21 protein-coding genes are annotated in these 16,106 nt (G+C 57.1%); all 21 read left to right on the forward strand.

Annotated elements, in window-relative coordinates; genetic code table 11:
• Positions 1-45 precede the first annotated feature (45 nt).
• The 21 genes from rplV (at position 46) to rpmJ (ending at position 15,974) form a co-directional block, all read left to right on the forward strand.
• The gene (gene rplV, locus HMPREF2605_RS02385) at positions 46-411 is read left to right on the forward strand and encodes a 50S ribosomal protein L22 (protein ID WP_005504964.1); all 366 of its coding nucleotides are present in this window, start codon (positions 46-48) and stop codon (positions 409-411) included.
• A complete protein-coding gene (gene rpsC / locus HMPREF2605_RS02390; RefSeq protein ID WP_005504966.1) occupies positions 412-1,209 on the forward strand; it encodes a 30S ribosomal protein S3 in 798 nt (265 codons plus the stop codon). It abuts the gene before it with no gap.
• A complete protein-coding gene (rplP, locus tag HMPREF2605_RS02395; protein WP_005504968.1) occupies positions 1,210-1,629 on the forward strand; it encodes a 50S ribosomal protein L16 in 420 nt (139 codons plus the stop codon).
• A 5-nt stretch (positions 1,630-1,634) separates the two neighbouring features.
• Positions 1,635-1,874 (forward strand): 50S ribosomal protein L29, encoded by a 240-nt coding sequence (gene rpmC / locus HMPREF2605_RS02400; protein WP_005504969.1) that lies wholly within the window; start codon positions 1,635-1,637, stop codon positions 1,872-1,874.
• The gene (gene rpsQ / locus HMPREF2605_RS02405; RefSeq protein ID WP_005508401.1) at positions 1,871-2,143 is read left to right on the forward strand and encodes a 30S ribosomal protein S17; all 273 of its coding nucleotides are present in this window, start codon (positions 1,871-1,873) and stop codon (positions 2,141-2,143) included. The genes rpmC and rpsQ overlap by 4 nt, the downstream gene beginning before the upstream one ends.
• Positions 2,144-2,616: 473 nt before the next feature.
• Positions 2,617-5,349 carry an LPXTG cell wall anchor domain-containing protein gene (locus HMPREF2605_RS02410; protein ID WP_070846822.1) on the forward strand — a complete coding sequence of 911 codons (2,733 nt, stop codon included), beginning with the start codon at positions 2,617-2,619 and terminating at the stop codon, positions 5,347-5,349.
• A 1,432-nt stretch (positions 5,350-6,781) separates the two neighbouring features.
• Positions 6,782-7,153 carry a 50S ribosomal protein L14 gene (gene rplN, locus HMPREF2605_RS02415; protein WP_005504986.1) on the forward strand — a complete coding sequence of 124 codons (372 nt, stop codon included), beginning with the start codon at positions 6,782-6,784 and terminating at the stop codon, positions 7,151-7,153.
• A 3-nt stretch (positions 7,154-7,156) separates the two neighbouring features.
• Positions 7,157-7,492 carry a 50S ribosomal protein L24 gene (gene rplX, locus HMPREF2605_RS02420; RefSeq protein WP_005504988.1) on the forward strand — a complete coding sequence of 112 codons (336 nt, stop codon included), beginning with the start codon at positions 7,157-7,159 and terminating at the stop codon, positions 7,490-7,492.
• Positions 7,492-8,052, forward strand: coding sequence for a 50S ribosomal protein L5 (gene rplE / locus HMPREF2605_RS02425; protein WP_070819400.1), 561 nt, complete (start codon positions 7,492-7,494; stop codon positions 8,050-8,052). Before rplX ends, rplE begins: the two co-directional genes overlap by 1 nt.
• Before the next feature lie 73 nt (positions 8,053-8,125).
• The gene (gene rpsH / locus HMPREF2605_RS02430; protein ID WP_049331925.1) at positions 8,126-8,524 is read left to right on the forward strand and encodes a 30S ribosomal protein S8; all 399 of its coding nucleotides are present in this window, start codon (positions 8,126-8,128) and stop codon (positions 8,522-8,524) included.
• Positions 8,525-8,551: 27 nt separating this feature from the next.
• Positions 8,552-9,088, forward strand: coding sequence for a 50S ribosomal protein L6 (rplF, locus tag HMPREF2605_RS02435; RefSeq protein ID WP_005505004.1), 537 nt, complete (start codon positions 8,552-8,554; stop codon positions 9,086-9,088).
• 2 nt (positions 9,089-9,090) lie between these two features.
• Entirely contained in the window at positions 9,091-9,450 is a 360-nt protein-coding gene (rplR, locus tag HMPREF2605_RS02440) for a 50S ribosomal protein L18 (RefSeq protein WP_070819401.1), read from the forward strand.
• A gap of 29 nt (positions 9,451-9,479) precedes the next feature.
• On the forward strand, positions 9,480-10,124 hold the full coding sequence (gene rpsE / locus HMPREF2605_RS02445; protein ID WP_171840195.1) for a 30S ribosomal protein S5: 645 nt from the start codon (positions 9,480-9,482) through the stop codon (positions 10,122-10,124).
• A 2-nt stretch (positions 10,125-10,126) separates the two neighbouring features.
• Complete coding sequence (gene rpmD, locus HMPREF2605_RS02450) at positions 10,127-10,333, forward strand: 50S ribosomal protein L30 (RefSeq protein ID WP_004005265.1); 207 nt, start codon at positions 10,127-10,129, stop codon at positions 10,331-10,333.
• Between the two features lie 2 nt (positions 10,334-10,335).
• Positions 10,336-10,782, forward strand: a complete 447-nt coding sequence (rplO, locus tag HMPREF2605_RS02455; RefSeq protein WP_005505008.1) for a 50S ribosomal protein L15 — start codon at positions 10,336-10,338, stop codon at positions 10,780-10,782.
• A gap of 281 nt (positions 10,783-11,063) precedes the next feature.
• Positions 11,064-12,371 carry a preprotein translocase subunit SecY gene (gene secY, locus HMPREF2605_RS02460; protein ID WP_070633781.1) on the forward strand — a complete coding sequence of 436 codons (1,308 nt, stop codon included), beginning with the start codon at positions 11,064-11,066 and terminating at the stop codon, positions 12,369-12,371.
• A complete protein-coding gene (locus tag HMPREF2605_RS02465) occupies positions 12,368-12,931 on the forward strand; it encodes an adenylate kinase (RefSeq protein ID WP_070633782.1) in 564 nt (187 codons plus the stop codon). Before secY ends, HMPREF2605_RS02465 begins: the two co-directional genes overlap by 4 nt.
• 120 nt (positions 12,932-13,051) lie before the next feature.
• Positions 13,052-13,891, forward strand: a complete 840-nt coding sequence (gene map / locus HMPREF2605_RS02470) for a type I methionyl aminopeptidase (protein ID WP_070633783.1) — start codon at positions 13,052-13,054, stop codon at positions 13,889-13,891.
• 122 nt (positions 13,892-14,013) lie between these two features.
• Positions 14,014-15,228: a dual-specificity RNA methyltransferase RlmN gene (gene rlmN / locus HMPREF2605_RS02475; protein WP_044150213.1), complete on the forward strand. Its 1,215-nt coding sequence runs from the start codon at positions 14,014-14,016 to the stop codon at positions 15,226-15,228.
• Between the two features lie 286 nt (positions 15,229-15,514).
• Positions 15,515-15,736 carry a translation initiation factor IF-1 gene (gene infA, locus HMPREF2605_RS02480; RefSeq protein WP_005505018.1) on the forward strand — a complete coding sequence of 74 codons (222 nt, stop codon included), beginning with the start codon at positions 15,515-15,517 and terminating at the stop codon, positions 15,734-15,736.
• A gap of 124 nt (positions 15,737-15,860) precedes the next feature.
• On the forward strand, positions 15,861-15,974 hold the full coding sequence (gene rpmJ, locus HMPREF2605_RS02485) for a 50S ribosomal protein L36 (protein WP_004005257.1): 114 nt from the start codon (positions 15,861-15,863) through the stop codon (positions 15,972-15,974).
• Positions 15,975-16,106 lie beyond the last annotated feature (132 nt).

Below are 16,106 nucleotides of genomic sequence, written 5' to 3' on the forward strand. Positions count from 1 at the left end.
AAGCTAACGTTTCCCTTTCGGCAATAGACGAAAGAGAGATAGGCAATGGAAGCCAAGGCATCAGCGCGTTTCGTTCGCGTTACGCCTATGAAGGCCCGCCGTGTCGTCAACCTGATCCGTGGTAAGCAGGCGGAAGAGGCTCTGGCGATTCTGAAGTTCGCCCCCCAGGCAGCTTCGGAACCGGTATACAAGATCGTTGCTTCGGCAGTAGCTAACGCTCGTCAGAAGGCAACCCAGCAGGGTCTGCCCTTCCGCGAGGAAGAGCTGTTCATCAGCGAAGCATTCGTGAACGAGGGCCCGACCATGAAGCGCATTCAGCCCCGCGCTCAGGGTCGCGCATACCGAATCAACAAGCGCACCAGCCACATCACCGTGGTAGTTGCTACCCCGGAGAAGGAGGAGGACCGCTAAATGGGTCAGAAAATTCACCCGAACGGTTTCCGACTGGGCATCACCACTGACCACGTCTCCAAGTGGTTCGCTGATTCCAACAAGCCCGGCGAGCGTTACGCTGACTTCGTCCGCGAGGACGTAAAGATCCGCGAGCTGCTGGCTAAGAACCTGGATCGCGCAGGCGTTGCAAAGGTCGAGATCGAGCGTACCCGTGACCGCGTGCGTGTGGACATTCACACCGCTCGTCCCGGTATCGTGATTGGCCGCCGTGGCGCAGAAGCAGACCGCATCCGCGGCGAGCTCGAGAAGCTCACCAACAAGCAGATTCAGCTGAACATCCTCGAGGTTGCTAACCCCGACCTCTCCGCTCAGCTGGTTGCACAGAGCATCGCAGAGCAGCTCGCATCGCGTGTTGCATTCCGCCGTGCAATGAAGAAGGCAATCCAGTCCGCACAGCGTGCAGGTGCAAAGGGTATCCGTATCCAGTGCTCCGGCCGTCTGGGTGGCGCTGAAATGTCCCGTTCCGAGTTCTACCGCGAAGGCCGTGTGCCCCTGCACACCCTGCGTGCGAACATCGACTACGGCTTCTTCGAGGCTAAGACCACCTTCGGTCGCATCGGCGTGAAGGTCTGGATCTACAAGGGCGACCTGACCGACAAGGAGCTGGCAGCTCAGCAGGCAGCAAACAACCGCCGTGGCAACCGCCGCGATGGTGACCGCCGCCGCCAGGGCAACCGTGGTCCTCGTCGCGAGCGCCGCAACGAGAACGCTTCGGCAAAGGTCGAGGCCAAGACTGCAGAGAACGGTGAGGCATAAATGCTTATTCCCCGTCGAGTAAAGTACCGCAAGCAGCACCACCCCAAGCGTAGTGGTCTCGCAAAGGGCGGCACCGAGGTTAGCTTCGGTGAGTGGGGCATTCAGGCCCTGTCGCCCGCATACGTGACCAACCGCCAGATTGAGGCTGCACGTATCGCAATGACCCGTCACATCAAGCGTGGCGGTAAGGTCTGGATCAACATTTATCCCGACCGTCCGCTGACCAAGAAGCCTGCTGAAACCCGTATGGGTTCCGGTAAGGGTTCGCCCGAGTGGTGGGTCGCAAATGTCAAGCCGGGTCGAGTCATGTTTGAACTCTCCGGTGTGTCCGAAGAAGTGGCTCGCGAGGCAATGCGCCTGGCAATCCACAAGCTCCCGATGAAGGCACGTGTTGTGCGTCGCCGCGAAGGTGGTGAATAAGCGAGATGGCAGTAGGATCCAAGGACCTGAGCATCGATAAGCTCGCAGAGCTCTCCAACGAAGAGCTGGCTGCAAAGCTGAGCGAAGCGAAGAAGGAACTCTTCAACATCCGCTTCCAGGAAGTCACCGGTCAGGCTAACGCAGGTCGTCGCCGCACTATCAAGCGCGACATCGCACGTATCTACACCGTGCTGCGTGAGCGCGAGCTCGGTATTCGTCCCGCAACTGAAGGTGAGTCCAAGTGAGTGAAGTAAAGAACGAAGAGCGCGGCTACCGCAAGACCCGCCGCGGCTACGTTGTCTCCGACAAGATGGACAAGACCGTTGTCGTCGAGGTCGAGGACCACGTGAAGCACGCACTGTACGGCAAGGTCGTTCGCCGTAGCTCCAAGATCAAGGCACACGATGAGCAGAACGCTGCTGGCATCGGTGACCTCGTTCTGATTGCAGAGACCCGTCCGCTGTCCGCTTCCAAGCGCTGGCGTATCGTGGAGATCATCGAGAAGGCTAAGTAAGCTCTCTTCATGACTCTCTGCTAGAGCAGTAAAAGAGCCCCTCTCCTACTTCGGTAGGAGAGGGGCTCTTTGCTTTTAACCTTTGTACGGGAAAAACCGGGGCAGGCGCCCTATGGCACGGGCTAATAACAGGCGCTAAGACAACATTTGTCATAAATGTCTTGATATGTCATACGAGAAAGCAATATTTTTCTCTCGCGTTGATGGCGCAATCCATGAGTAGACGCTGCTAGAGAAGAAAACGCATGTGGAGGCGGAATTAGGGCGAAAAAATGAAAAGTAATACGTGAGTAAGGCGCCTGGGGACTGCGGAATCCGATGAGCAACACTTGAAAACAACCTGATTAGGGACTTATTATCAACTTTATAGTTGCTTAGCGTAACCTTGCCTAATAATCAGTCGGGTGGCTTTGCACCTTCCGGAGGTTGCACGACCTTTGGAGAAGTACCACTACACATCATCGAGGATCATCATGACTTCTTCGCCCAAGCCCTCACGTAAGCTGCTCGCCATTGCTGGCGCACTTTCCGTTGTTGCAGGCTCTTTCGCTGCCGTTCCTGCTACCTTTGCGGCAAACGTCTCCGCATCCGTTCCCGGCGGGAACTCCCAGAACTCCACTGAGGAATGCCGCCACATTGCAGTGAGCGCTACCCAGTACCAGGGCCTGCCCGGCCAGTACCAGCTGGCATACTCGGCAGCAACCTCCTCCCTCTACACTTCCTTCTCCTCCGGACGCCCGCCGATTCTGACCGGTGGCGTCGGCACCTGGAACGTTGCATCCACCCCGAGCCTTGCCACTGTCTACCAGTTCCCGACCACCGACTTCACCGCACGTGGTGCTACCGCACCGACCGGTAAGCAGATTGAATCTCCCTACGGTATCGCTTACGACGAAGCAACCGGATATGTATGGGTGACCCAGACCCGCGTCAACAAGGTATCTGTCTTCGATCCCGCGACCAACAGGATTATCTGGAGCAGCGCAGAAGGCGACGTCAACCACCCCCGCGAGGTACGTATCGACCCCTCCAGCGGCAAGGTCTTTGTATCTGGCTCCGGCGGCATTAGTGTCTTCGACACCACTCGGCACGCCCTGGTCAAGAAGATTGAATTTACTGACGCCAAGGGCGAATCTGACATTGCAATGAACATGCACGTAGATTCCGCAGACGGCAAGCTTTACGTGCCTTCCCTGAGTGCCGGCACCGTGAAGGTGATCGACACCAAGAGCTACGAAGTCGAGAAGACCATTCAGCTGCACAAGGAAAATGCTGAAGCTGCTCTGAACCCCTCGGACGTCACTATCGACAAGTCCCTGAAGGAAATCTACGTCAGCACCCAGGGTGACCGTAAGGGCAGTAACTCCGGTATCACCGTCTACGACCTGGAAACTGGTGCCTACAAGAAGACCATTCCTTTCGGCAACCAGGCCCTCGCTCTCGCCTCCGACGAAGCCCGTGACCTGCTGTACGTGACCGATTACGGCACCGGCAACGTCGGTGTTGTTGATGCACGAACCGGCACCGTTGTTTCTCAGGTGTCTACCGGTGCGACCAGCGGCGCAAATGATGTTCTGGTCGCTGCAGACGGCAGCGTATACGCTGTAGCACGCAGCATCGAAGGCGCTTCCGCTATCGAAACCGACTACACCATCGATAAGACCACCGGCGAATACCGCACCTCTAGCACCGAGCCCAAGGGCAAGGACAACGCAGACTCCCCGATTACTCCCGGCGTCATGGTGAAGATCAACACCACCGTTGAAACCACCGCGAAGCCTGCTGCACAGACTTCTTCTGAAGAACTGGTGAAGACCTACGCGGACGGCGCTAAGCTCTACGCCGTGAAGGACTGGACCACCGGTGAAACCCTGAAGCTGCGCGGTGAAGGTTTCAAGACTCAGGACGGTTCAAAGGGCTCCGTACTCGCAGTCAAGCTGAACAAGGGCCGCATCTCCGCGAAGGAAGAGCCGAAGTTCAACGGTGCTGAGGGCAACAGCGCAGGTGTTTGGGCGTACATCCAGGCAGATGAGAACGGTAATTTCACCGCTGAACTGCCGTACCCGACCACCGAAAACTCTAACCTGACGGAAAACCTGAAGAGCGGCGATAAGGTTTCGGTCTTCCTGCTCTCCGGCTCCATTGTTGAAGGTGACACTCCTCGCGGTGGTGAAGCGCTCTCCGCAACTGTTGCAGAGAAGAAGGCAGACACCGCTGAGACCTGCGCACCGGCAGAAACCACCCAGGTCTCTGCTGCTCCCTCTGGCGTGACTACCACTTACCCCGCGGGCACTAAGCTGAGCCTGCCTGATAGTGATGCGCCCACTCCTGCTCCGAGCGAGTCTGCTAAGCCTGAGCCGACCACCCCGGCTCCGAGCGAGTCCGCAAAGCCCGAACCCAGCACCCCGGCACCCTCCGAAAGCGCAAATTCCAATGAGGTTGTGCACGAGTACAAGGACGGCGCTAAGGTCTACTTCCCCAAGACCTGGGACGGCCAGAAGCTGACCTTCCGCGGTGAAGGCTTCAAGACTCTGGACGGTAAGGGCTCCGTTATCGCCGTCAAGCTGAACAAGGGCGCTATTTCCGCGAAGGAAGAGCCCAAGCTCGAAGGCGTTGAAGGCAATAGCGCAGGCATCTGGGCATACATCAAGGCGGACGAAAACGGTAACTTCACCGCAACCATCGACCGCCCCACCGTGGCAAACTCTAACCTGACTGAAGAACTGAAGACCGGCGATAGCGTTGCTATCTACCTGCTCTCCGGTTCCTTGGCAGAGAACGATAACGTACGTGGTGGCGTTGCCGTAGAGTACACCTTCAGCGTTGAAAACCAGGCACCTGCGCCGAAGGTTTCGGAGCCGAAGGCATCCGAGTCGGCTAACGCACCTGTAACTAACCCCTCTGCAGCGCCTTCCGCACCGGCAGAATCCAAGGAACAGGTAAAGGAAAACGCTAAGGACCAGTCCAAGGCTCCCGTGGATTCTTTGAACTCCGAGACCCAGAAGAAGGACAACGCTGCTCCGAAGACCTCCGGATCTTCGTCGCAGAACGTCACCTCTTCCAGCAACGGCTCTACCTCTTCGAACTCCTCGAAGTCTTCACTGGCTAACACCGGTGCTTCGGGCGTCGTCATTGCAGCCGGAATTGGCGTTCTTGCCCTGGTCGTTGGCGCAACCGTGCTGGTAGCACGTCGCCGCAAGGCATAGTCCGTACCCCACGGCAGCCCACGATACTACCGCTCGGTAGTAGCTAAAGAGGCAGAGCGGGATCTACTAGATATTCAAGAACCCGATTGACTTTCTGAAACTGCCGATACACATTGAAAGGGGCGGTACCCATCGAAGCGATGGGTACCGCCCCTTTCAGTTTGCATATATGCCTGTTATATAGGCGGAAGGCCTAGACCAGGGGCAGAAGTAGTAGCGGGGGCACCCTATCTGCACTTGCTCGCCCATATTTGACGATTTAACAGCCCCAAAGAATGAAATGTAGGGTTCTAGCGCCTCAGATATAAAGAAAACCCGCACCGAAGTGCGGGTTTAGTGTCAAAGCGAGGTTCGGTCCCTAGACAAACGGATTAGCGAGGAAAAAGGGACCCAAGAAATCTGTCCGATAAGGACCGAACCTCTTATTTGACGCATGCGTCTCTTCTATTATGGTACATCTCGCTGATTTTCGCACCTTGAAGCGTGTTTATTACCAAAAAACTTGATTTTTGAAAAAACAACCCTTAATTTCTAAATTTTTAAGCAGATTTTTTCAGAGCACTGCTTTGGGGGGGGGGCAGGGGTGACAAAATATAGCGTCATTGCTATGGACAAGGTCGGGGACTATACCCTGCCGTTAAGGTTCCCCGCGTGCTGGATGCACGCTCTGGCGAATACTATGAGGCTGCGGAAGAAAGAAGAAAGCCGTCCGGAAGAAGCACCTCGTCCTATCGTTCGTGATGGTATTGCGAAAGTATATATGTCATAGCTGCAGAGCGAAGAGCAGTTGGCATATCCAAAATAGTCACTGCCGCTCTCTAACCTTGTGCGCGCACTAGCGGGGTGGGGGAGTAGGACTGGGATGATCCTATCGCTAGGCTGCGGCAAGTCTGTCGTGGAGAAGCATTAAAGCGTAGTAAAATATGAATATCTACCATCCTTGTTTGACACATTGTTTGGTAGATTTCTCGAGGCCCCTTCAGTTTCTTATGCGTCAGGAACTACACGAAGGGGCCTCCTGCTTTAAGTGTCAAATAAGCCGCCTTCTCGCTCGGTGTTGATGTGGGGGATGAGGTTTTTGGCATCCGATACATGCATTGTCTTGGTGAATAGGGTGGTAGAGACCGAAATCATAGTTAACAAGCCCTTGCGCTAGATACCTGCTTCCTGTACAGTGTTAAGACTGTGTGGCTGTATCCAAATGGCCACGCAACCACGGGCTTCTCGTGCCAGTGCATAATGCCGCTACTTACGGGTGGATACGCCCGCTTCACGCGGGTCCAAATGCTTCTGGCATGGGTTTGCCCCAGGCGTTTCCGCTAACCCCTTCCACAGAGATGGGGCCCGGGGCGTCAACCAATCCCGTAAAAATGTTCCGCAAGGCTGGCTCGCGCCTAAAGCGAGTCGGAACCGGCGAGACGACAGGAGAAATATGATTCAGCAGGAGTCGCGACTGAAGGTCGCCGACAACACTGGTGCGAAGGAAATCCTGACCATCCGTGTTCTCGGTGGTTCCTCGCGTCGCTACGCAGGCATTGGCGACATCATTGTCGCAACCGTCAAGGATGCAATCCCCGGCGGTACCGTAAAGAAGGGTGACGTTGTCAAGGCAGTCGTCGTCCGCACCAAGAAGGAAACCCGTCGTCCCGACGGCTCCTACATCAAGTTCGACGAGAACTCCGCAGTGATCCTGAAGAACACTGATGGTGATCCCCGTGGTACCCGTATCTTCGGCCCCGTGGGTCGTGAGCTTCGCGACAAGAAGTTCATGAAGATCGTTTCGCTGGCTCCGGAGGTGCTCTAACTCATGGCTAAGATCAAGTCCGGCGACCTGGTTCAGGTTATTTCCGGTGCAGATAAGGGCAAGCAGGGCAAGGTTCTGAAGGTTCTCCCCAAGGAAAACCGCGTGATTGTTGAGGGCGTCAAGGTCGTCACCAAGCACACCAAGGCTAACCCCCTGACCGGCGCAGCAGGCGGCATTCAGAAGGTTGAGGCACCGATCCACGTTTCTAACGTTGCGATTGTTGACCCCGAGACCAAGAAGCCGACCCGTGTTGGTTTCCGCCTCGAGACTGTAGAGCGTGACGGCAAGGAGCGCACCGTTCGCGTGCGCGTTGCTAAGCGTTCGGGTAAGGACATCTAATGACCGAAACCAAGATCACCCCCCGCTTCAAGACCAAGTACGCTGAGGTCGTCGTTCCCGCTCTGCAGGAAGAGTTCAAGTACGAGAACGTCATGCAGACCCCGAAGATCGTTAAGGTCGTCGTAAACATGGGTGTTGGCGAGGCAGCTCGCGACGCAAAGCTCATGGACGGCGCAATCCGCGATCTCACCGCAATCACCGGTCAGAAGCCGATTGTTACCCGCGCTAAGAAGTCCATCGCACAGTTCAAGCTGCGCGAAGGTATGCCCATTGGTGCACACGTCACCCTGCGTGGCGACCGCATGTGGGAATTCCTGGACCGCCTCGTCACCCTGGCACTGCCCCGAATCCGCGACTTCCGCGGCCTCTCGGACCGCCAGTTCGACGGTAACGGTAACTACACCTTCGGTCTGACCGAGCAGTCCATGTTCCACGAAATCGATCAGGACTCGATCGACCGCGTGCGTGGTATGGACATCACCGTGGTGACCTCCGCGAAGACCGACGACGAAGGCCGTGCAATCCTGAAGGCACTGGGCTTCCCGTTCAAGACCAACTAACGACTACGTTGTAGGTCCAGACCCCGTTACCGCGGGGTAGGGAAACCACAACGAGGAAGGGCTAAAGCCCACAATGACTATGACTGATCCGGTCGCAGATATGCTGACCCGTTTGCGTAACGCAAACTCCGCATACCACGACACCGTATCCATGCCCTACTCCAAGCTGAAGTCTCGCATTGCTGAGATCCTGAAGGCTGAGGGCTACATCGCCGACGTGAAGGTTGAGGATGCAAAGGTCGGCAAGACCCTGACCCTCGTCCTCAAGTACGGTCCGTCCCGCGAGCGTTCCATCGCTGGCGTGCGTCGTATTTCCAAGCCGGGCCTGCGTACCTACGCAAAGTCCACCAACCTGCCCCAGGTTCTGGGTGGCCTCGGCATCGCAATCCTGTCCACCTCTTCGGGTCTGCTCACTGACAAGCAGGCTGCGAAGAAGGGCGTGGGCGGCGAAGTCATCGCTTACATCTGGTAGTCGGTTAGAAGAGAAAGGAAGAGAATAATGTCACGTATTGGACGTCTCCCCATCTCGGTTCCCGCCGGCGTTGAGGTTAAGGTCGATGGCAACCTGGTCACCGTTAAGGGCCCCAAGGGCGAGCTCTCCCACAAGGTAGCTTCCCCCATCACCGTGGCTCTGAACGAAAACGAGATCGTTGTATCTCGTCCGAACGACGAGCGCCTGTCTCGCTCGCTGCACGGTCTGACTCGTACTCTGATTCAGAACCTGATTATCGGCGTTACCTCCGGCTACGAGAAGAAGCTGGAAATCGTTGGTACCGGTTACCGTGTGACCCCGAAGGGTAACGACCTGGAGTTCGCTCTGGGCTACTCCCACCCGATCAACATCACCGCTCCCGAGGGTATTACCTTCGCAGTGGAGGGTGCTAACAAGCTGACCGTGTCGGGTATCGACAAGCAGCTCGTTGGTCAGGTTGCAGCAAACATTCGTGGTCTGCGTAAGCCCGATCCCTACAAGGGTAAGGGTGTTCGCTACGCAGGTGAGCACATCCGCCGCAAGGTCGGAAAGGCTGGTAAGTAAACATGGCTATCAAGTCGAAGGCAGCGCAGCGTGCACGTCGTCACGCTCGCATCCGCAAGTACGTTTCGGGTACCGCTGCGCGTCCGCGCCTGTGCGTCACCCGTTCGACCCGTCACATGTTCGTTCAGGTTATCGACGATGTCAAGGGCGTAACCCTGGCATCCGCTTCCACCATGGAAGCAGAGCTGCGTGTAGCTGACCTGGACAAGACCGCTAAGGCAAAGCGCGTTGGTGAGCTCGTTGCAGAGCGTGCCAAGGCAGCTGGTGTTGAGGCAGTCGTGTTCGACCGCGGTGGTAACAAGTACCACGGCCGTGTTGCAGCCGTTGCTGACGGTGCACGCGAGGGAGGTCTTGCACTCTAATGAGCGAGCAGAACGTAAAGGAAACTCAGGTGAGCGAAGCAGTAGTAGCTGAAACCGCTGAGACCTCCAACCAGCGCGAGGAGCGCCGCAACAACCGCGGCGAGCGTCGTGGCCGTGGTGAGCGCCGTAACAACCGCGCTCGCGAGGAGGAGAAGGACAAGTACATCGAGCGCGTTGTGACCATCAACCGCGTTTCCAAGGTCGTCAAGGGTGGTCGTCGCTTCAGCTTCACCGCACTGGTCGTCGTTGGTGACGGTAACGGCCTGGTCGGCGTTGGCTACGGTAAGGCTAAGGAAGTTCCCGCAGCAATCTCCAAGGGTGTCGAGGAAGCAAAGAAGAACTTCTTCCGCGTTCCCCGCATCGAAGGCCGCACCATCCCGCACCGCGTGCAGGGTGAGGCAGCTGCAGGCGTTGTGATGCTCCGCCCGGCAACCGCTGGTACCGGTGTTATCGCAGGTGGCCCCGTGCGTGCAGTACTCGAGTGCGCAGGCATTCACGACGTGCTGTCCAAGTCGCTCGGTTCCTCGAACCAGATCAACATCGTTCACGCAACTGTTGCAGCACTCAAGGAGCTCGAGGAGCCCCTGGCAGTGGCAGCCCGCCGTGGCCTGCCCACCGATGAGGTTATCCCCAGCTACCTGCGCAACACCAAGTCTGAAAAGGCAGGTGCGTAGTAATGGCCAAGCGTATTCAGCCCAGCGACGCAAAGCTGGAAATCACCCAGGTCAAGTCCTATGTTGGTCAGAAGCAGAACATGCGCGACACCCTGCGTTCCCTGGGCCTCAAGCGCCCCGGCAACAAGGTAGTCCGCACTGCTGACCCCGTCACCGTTGGCATGGTTAACACCGTTGCTCACCTGGTGAAGGTTGAGGAGGTCAAGTAAAGATGGCAGAAGCTATCAAGATTCACGATCTGCGCCCGGCTCCGGGTGCCCACAAGGCAAAGACCCGCGTTGGCCGCGGTGAAGGCTCCAAGGGTAAGACCGCAGGTCGCGGTACCAAGGGTACCAAGGCACGTTACCAGGTTCGTGCAGGCTTCGAAGGCGGCCAGCTGCCGCTGCACATGCGCCTGCCGAAGCTGCGCGGCTTCAAGAACCCCTTCCGCACCGAGTACCAGGTTGTTAACCTGGACCGCATCCAGGAACTGTTCCCCAACGGTGGCGACGTCACCGTCGAGGCACTGGTTGCTAAGGGTGCCGTTCGTAAGAACGAGCTCGTGAAGGTTCTGGGCAACGGCGAAATCTCCGTCAAGGTGAACGTTGTTGTCGACAAGGCATCGGCTTCCGCTATCGAGAAGATCGAGGCCGCTGGCGGTTCTGTAACCGTTAAGTAGTCTTCAAGACGAGAAAGCCCCTGTCCGTACGCTGTACGGCAGGGGCTTTTTGCTGCTTGAAAAGATTCACAACAGGACTATATTCCTGTATTCGCATATTTGAACGCTTGGTGTGCGCCACATTTTGTGTTCAAAAATCACGCTAAGAGAATATAAAAGCTACATAATCTGCTAGGGAGTTATCGTTACCCGCTCCAAACACGATAGACTGGAAGATGTGTTTACTGCGCCCTAAAACTCTTTGAGAGGGATGGGCGCCCCATAGACTTACAGGAGGACATGTGCTGAGCGCATTCGGGCGAGTCGTTAAGACCGCCGATTTGCGGCGTAAGCTGCTGTTTACCCTGGCAATGATTGTGCTGTACCGCGTGGGCACTTTCATCCCCGCGCCAGGCGTTTCCTACGGAAATGTACAGCAGTGTCTGAACGCCAATGTTACAAGCGGTGGCGTCTACGATATCGTCAACCTTTTCAGTGGTGGCGCACTGCTGCAGCTTTCGATCTTTGCCCTCGGCGTGATGCCGTACATTACCGCGTCCATTATCATCCAGCTGCTACGCGTGGTCATCCCGCGATTCCAGGAGCTGCACGATGAGGGCGCGCAGGGTCAGGCAAAGCTCACCCAGTACACCCGCTACCTGACCATCGCTCTTGCTCTGCTGAATGCAACCACCATCGTCTCGATGGCACGCTCTGGCGTTCTGCTGGGTAACTGCCCGGGCATCATCCCCCAGGACGACGTACTGCACATCCTGCTGATTATCGTCACCCTGTGTGCGGGTACCACCGTCATCATGTGGATGGGCGAGCAGATTACCGAGCGTGGCGTCGGCAACGGCATGTCCCTGCTGATCTTCACCTCCATTGCGTCCTCCTTCCCGAGCGCTCTGGGCTCCATCCAGCGCACCCACGGTTGGGGTATCTTCGCGGCTGTCTGCGGTATTGGCCTGCTGGTCATGCTCGCCGTGGTCTACGTGGAACAGTCCGTTCGCCGTATTCCCGTGCAGTACGCAAAGCGCATGATTGGTCGACGCACCATTGGTGGCACCAGCACCTACATCCCGCTGAAGGTCAACATGGCCGGCGTGATTCCGCTGATCTTCGCCTCCTCCCTGCTGACCCTGCCCGGTCTGATTGCCCAGTTCAACACCCCCACCAACGGCTCCACCCCGCCGGACTGGGTTAACTGGATTAACGCATACCTGGTGCGTGGCGACCACCCGCTGTACATTGCTCTCTACTTCTTCATGATTATTGGCTTCGCCTACTTCTACGTGGCGGTCACCTTCGACCCGGTGGAAGTAGCGGACAATATGAAGAAGTACGGTGGCTTCATCCCCGGTATTCGTGCCGGTAAGCCGACCGAGCGTTACCTCAGCTACGTACTCAACCGAATTACGTTGCCTGGCGCACTTTACCTGGGTGTAATTTCCATGATTCCCCTGGTAGCGCTTATCCTATTCAACGCAAACCAGAATTTCCCGTTCGGCGGCGCCTCGCTGCTGATCGTGGTGGGTGTTGGTCTTGATACTCTCAAGCAGATCAACGCTCAGCTCCAACAACGAAACTACGAAGGACTGCTCCGATGAACCGTCTGCTCATCGTCGGCCCTCCCGGTGCAGGTAAGGGCACCCAGGCCGTCAAGATCGCTGAAGCGCTGAAGATTCCCGCAATTTCTACCGGCGATATCTTCCGTAAGAACATCAAGGAAGAGACCGAACTCGGTAAGGAAGCGAAGTCGTACATCGACTCCGGTAACCTGGTTCCCGACTCTGTCACCAACAACATGGTGCGTGCACGCCTGGACGAAGGCGACGTCGTCAACGGCTTCCTGCTCGACGGCTACCCCCGCAACACTGCACAGGTGCACGAGCTGGACTCCATCCTTGAAGCTAAGGGCGAGAAGATCGACCGCGTTCTGCTGCTCGTTGCAGATAACGACGAACTCGTCGAGCGTCTGCTCAACCGTGCAGCTGAGCAGGGTCGTACCGATGACAACGAAGAAGTCATCCGTCACCGCCTGAAGGTCTACGAAGAGGAGACCGCGCCGCTGATCGCAATCTACCGCGAACGCGGCATCGTCAAGGAAGTTAACGGCCTCGGCGAGATTGCTGAAGTCACCGAGCGCATCCTCGACGCTCTGAAGTAATCTTCTGCTGTACCCCCGCAATTTGAGGTGCATGATGCATCACAAAAACTTGCGGGGGTACAGTGCTGTCTGTAGAGTTCTAAGCTTGGGCATACCGCCCCATACACCTAAGGAGCCAGAATGGCACGAGTCGAAATCAAAACCAATGCACAGCTTCAGCAGATGGCTCGTGCAGGTGTTATCACCAGCCGCGCACTTGACGCGGCCGTAGCGGCAGCCCGCCCCGGCGTAACTACCGCAGAGGTGAATGCCGCCTTTGAACGCACCCTGCTGGAACTGGGCGGTACCTCCAACTTCTACGGCTACTACGACTACCCGGCAACCGTATGCACCTCCGTCAACCACGAGGTCGTTCACGGTATCCCCGGCGACTACGTTCTCAAGGACGGCGATATCCTCTCCATCGACGGTGGTGCATACGTGATTGACCCCGCCACCAACCGCCAGTGGCACGGCGACTCGGCACGTACCGTTCTGGTCGGTGACAACGTAAGCGAAGCGCGCGCGGAGCTCTCTGCCGTGACCCGCGAGGCGATGTGGCACGGTATCGCGGCTCTCGCGACCGCAAAGAAGGTCGGTGAAATCGGTCTGGCTATCGAAGCATACGTGACCGAAGAATACGGCGATAAGTACGGCATCATTGAAGACTATGTGGGCCATGGCATCGGCTCGCAGATGCACATGGCTCCGGATGTGCTGAACTACGCTGTGCGTGACATGGGCCCGAAGATTAAGCCCGGTATGGCTTTCGCTATCGAACCGATGCTCGTCACCGGTTCCATCGAGACCAAGGTGCTCTCCGATGACTGGACCGTTGTGACCGTTGACGGCTCCGATGCATGCCAGTGGGAGCACTCCGTTGCTGTGCACAGCGACGGCATCTGGGTTCTGACCGCAGAAGACGGCGGCGCCAGCGAACTTGCTCGCTTCGGCGTAACCCCGGTTCCGATTCCCGCCTAAGCCCCACCACTGGGGGAGGGGAACACCTTTAGTTGCCCCACCTCCACCCGAAGAAACCGGCGAATCCGGTCCGGTGCGTGATAGCGCATCCGAAAGCATCCACATCACAAGGAAGAAGCTCCATGAGCGAAACTCTCAATAGCGGCGAGGCAACCGCGCCCGCTGCGACCAAGGTGCCGGTTGAAATCTCGAACGTTCGCCCCGCACCCGGCCAGATTGCCCTGAAAGCACCGCGCCGTGCGAAGCCGCCCAAGCACATCGCTGACTTCGATATGGCTGGCCGCCGCGAATTTCTGAAGGAACTGGGCTACCAGTCGTTCCGTGCGTCCCAGCTGTCCAAGCACTATTTTGAGCGTCTGGTCACTGATCCCGCCGAGATGACTGACCTGCCGGCTAAGGATCGCGAGCAGATGGTTGCTCAGGCGATGCCCCAGCTTCTGACTCCGGTCCGTACCCTCGAGGCTGACGGTGGCGACACCCTGAAGGTTGTGCACCGCCTCTTTGATGGTGCGCTCATTGAGTCCGTCATCATGCGCTATGACAACCGCGTGACCATGTGCATTTCTTCGCAGGCTGGCTGCGGTATGAACTGCCCCTTCTGTGCAACCGGTCAGCAGGGTTTGACCCGTAACCTCTCTACTGCAGAAATTGTGGAGCAGGTCGTAGCTGGTGCCCGCTACCTGAAGCAGATGAAGGGTTTGGAAGAAGCAGAAGGCGGTTCTGAGGATACTCGTCCTCTGCGTGTTTCCAATATTGTCTTCATGGGTATGGGTGAGGCGCTCGCTAACTACAAGGCAACTATGGGTGCTGTGCACCGCCTGATTGACCCTTCGCCCGAGGGCCTCGGTATTTCTGCTCGTGGTCTGACCATGTCGACCGTGGGTCTGGTACCCGGTATTCGTAAGTTTGAGCTGGAGAAGCTGCCCATTACTTTGGCGCTGTCTCTGCATGCTCCGGATGATGAGCTGCGTGATGAGCTAATCCCGATTAACCAGCGTTGGAAGGTTGACGAGACTCTGGACGCTGCGTACGACTACTACCGTACGACCGGCCGCCGCGTCTCCATTGAGTACGCGCTGATTCGCGATATTAACGATCAGGGCTGGCGTGCGGATCTGCTCGGTAAGAAGCTGGCGCAGCGCGGCCGTGGTTGGGTGCACGTGAACCCGATTCCGCTGAACCCGACCCCGGGTTCGAAGTGGACGGCATCCCGTAAGGGCGTTGAGCAGAACTTTGTGGAGCGTCTGCGTGCCCACGGTATTCCGACGACTATTCGTGATACTCGCGGTTCCGATATTGATGGAGCATGCGGTCAGCTTGCCGCTAAGGAAGACTAAGCAGTTGAGCTGTGACCGGTGAACGGTGCCCCTTTCCTGCGGAGGGAAGTCAATAAGACTTTCAGGAACGTGGGGGAGGGGCTTCTTCCTTTTAAACATTAAGTGCCTGATGTCATAAAAATCACGGTTGTTTTTCCACGGCCTTTGCCGTAGAGTTAACAGTTGGTTGTTTGTGCCAGTGTTAAGTGCGCCTTAAAACGCCCTATCGCCTCACCGAGGTGAGCTCACAAACAGAAGATACAATTGCCCGCCGCACCTGCGACGGGCACCGACGTTAGCGGAGGATATGGCTAAGAAAGACGGCGTCATCGAGATTGAAGGCTCTGTGGTTGAAGCTCTGCCCAACGCGATGTTCCGTGTTGAGCTGGATAACGGCCACAAGGTTCTCGCACACATCTCGGGCAAGATGCGTCAGCACTACATTCGCATCCTGCCTGAGGACCGAGTAGTAGTGGAACTGAGCCCCTACGACCTTTCCCGAGGTCGTATCGTCTACCGTTACAAGTAAACCCGAGATAAACGTCGCCCCTGGCGGCGTTTAAATCGTGTTCAAAGGGATAACGCAGTTCCCCAACGTAAGTGAGGGAACCTCTTATCTCGCCAGTAATCAAGTTGCAATCAAAAGGAATGCGATGAAGGTCAAGCCGAGCGTTAAGCCGATCTGCGATAAGTGCAAGGTGATCCGCCGTCACGGTGTGGTCATGGTGATCTGCGAAAACCCGCGCCACAAGCAGCGCCAGGGCTAATCCCTAGCAGCTGACTTCATAACCGCCCCAACAGGGGGCGGAATTGTCATAGGCACCGCTCCGAAGCAACGCCCACGAGGCGACTTCGGATACCTCCGGACTCAGAGGCCGGGGACCGGGTCAGAACAACCC

Source organism: Rothia sp. HMSC065C03 (assembly GCF_001837295.1).
Classification (GTDB): domain Bacteria; phylum Actinomycetota; class Actinomycetes; order Actinomycetales; family Micrococcaceae; genus Rothia.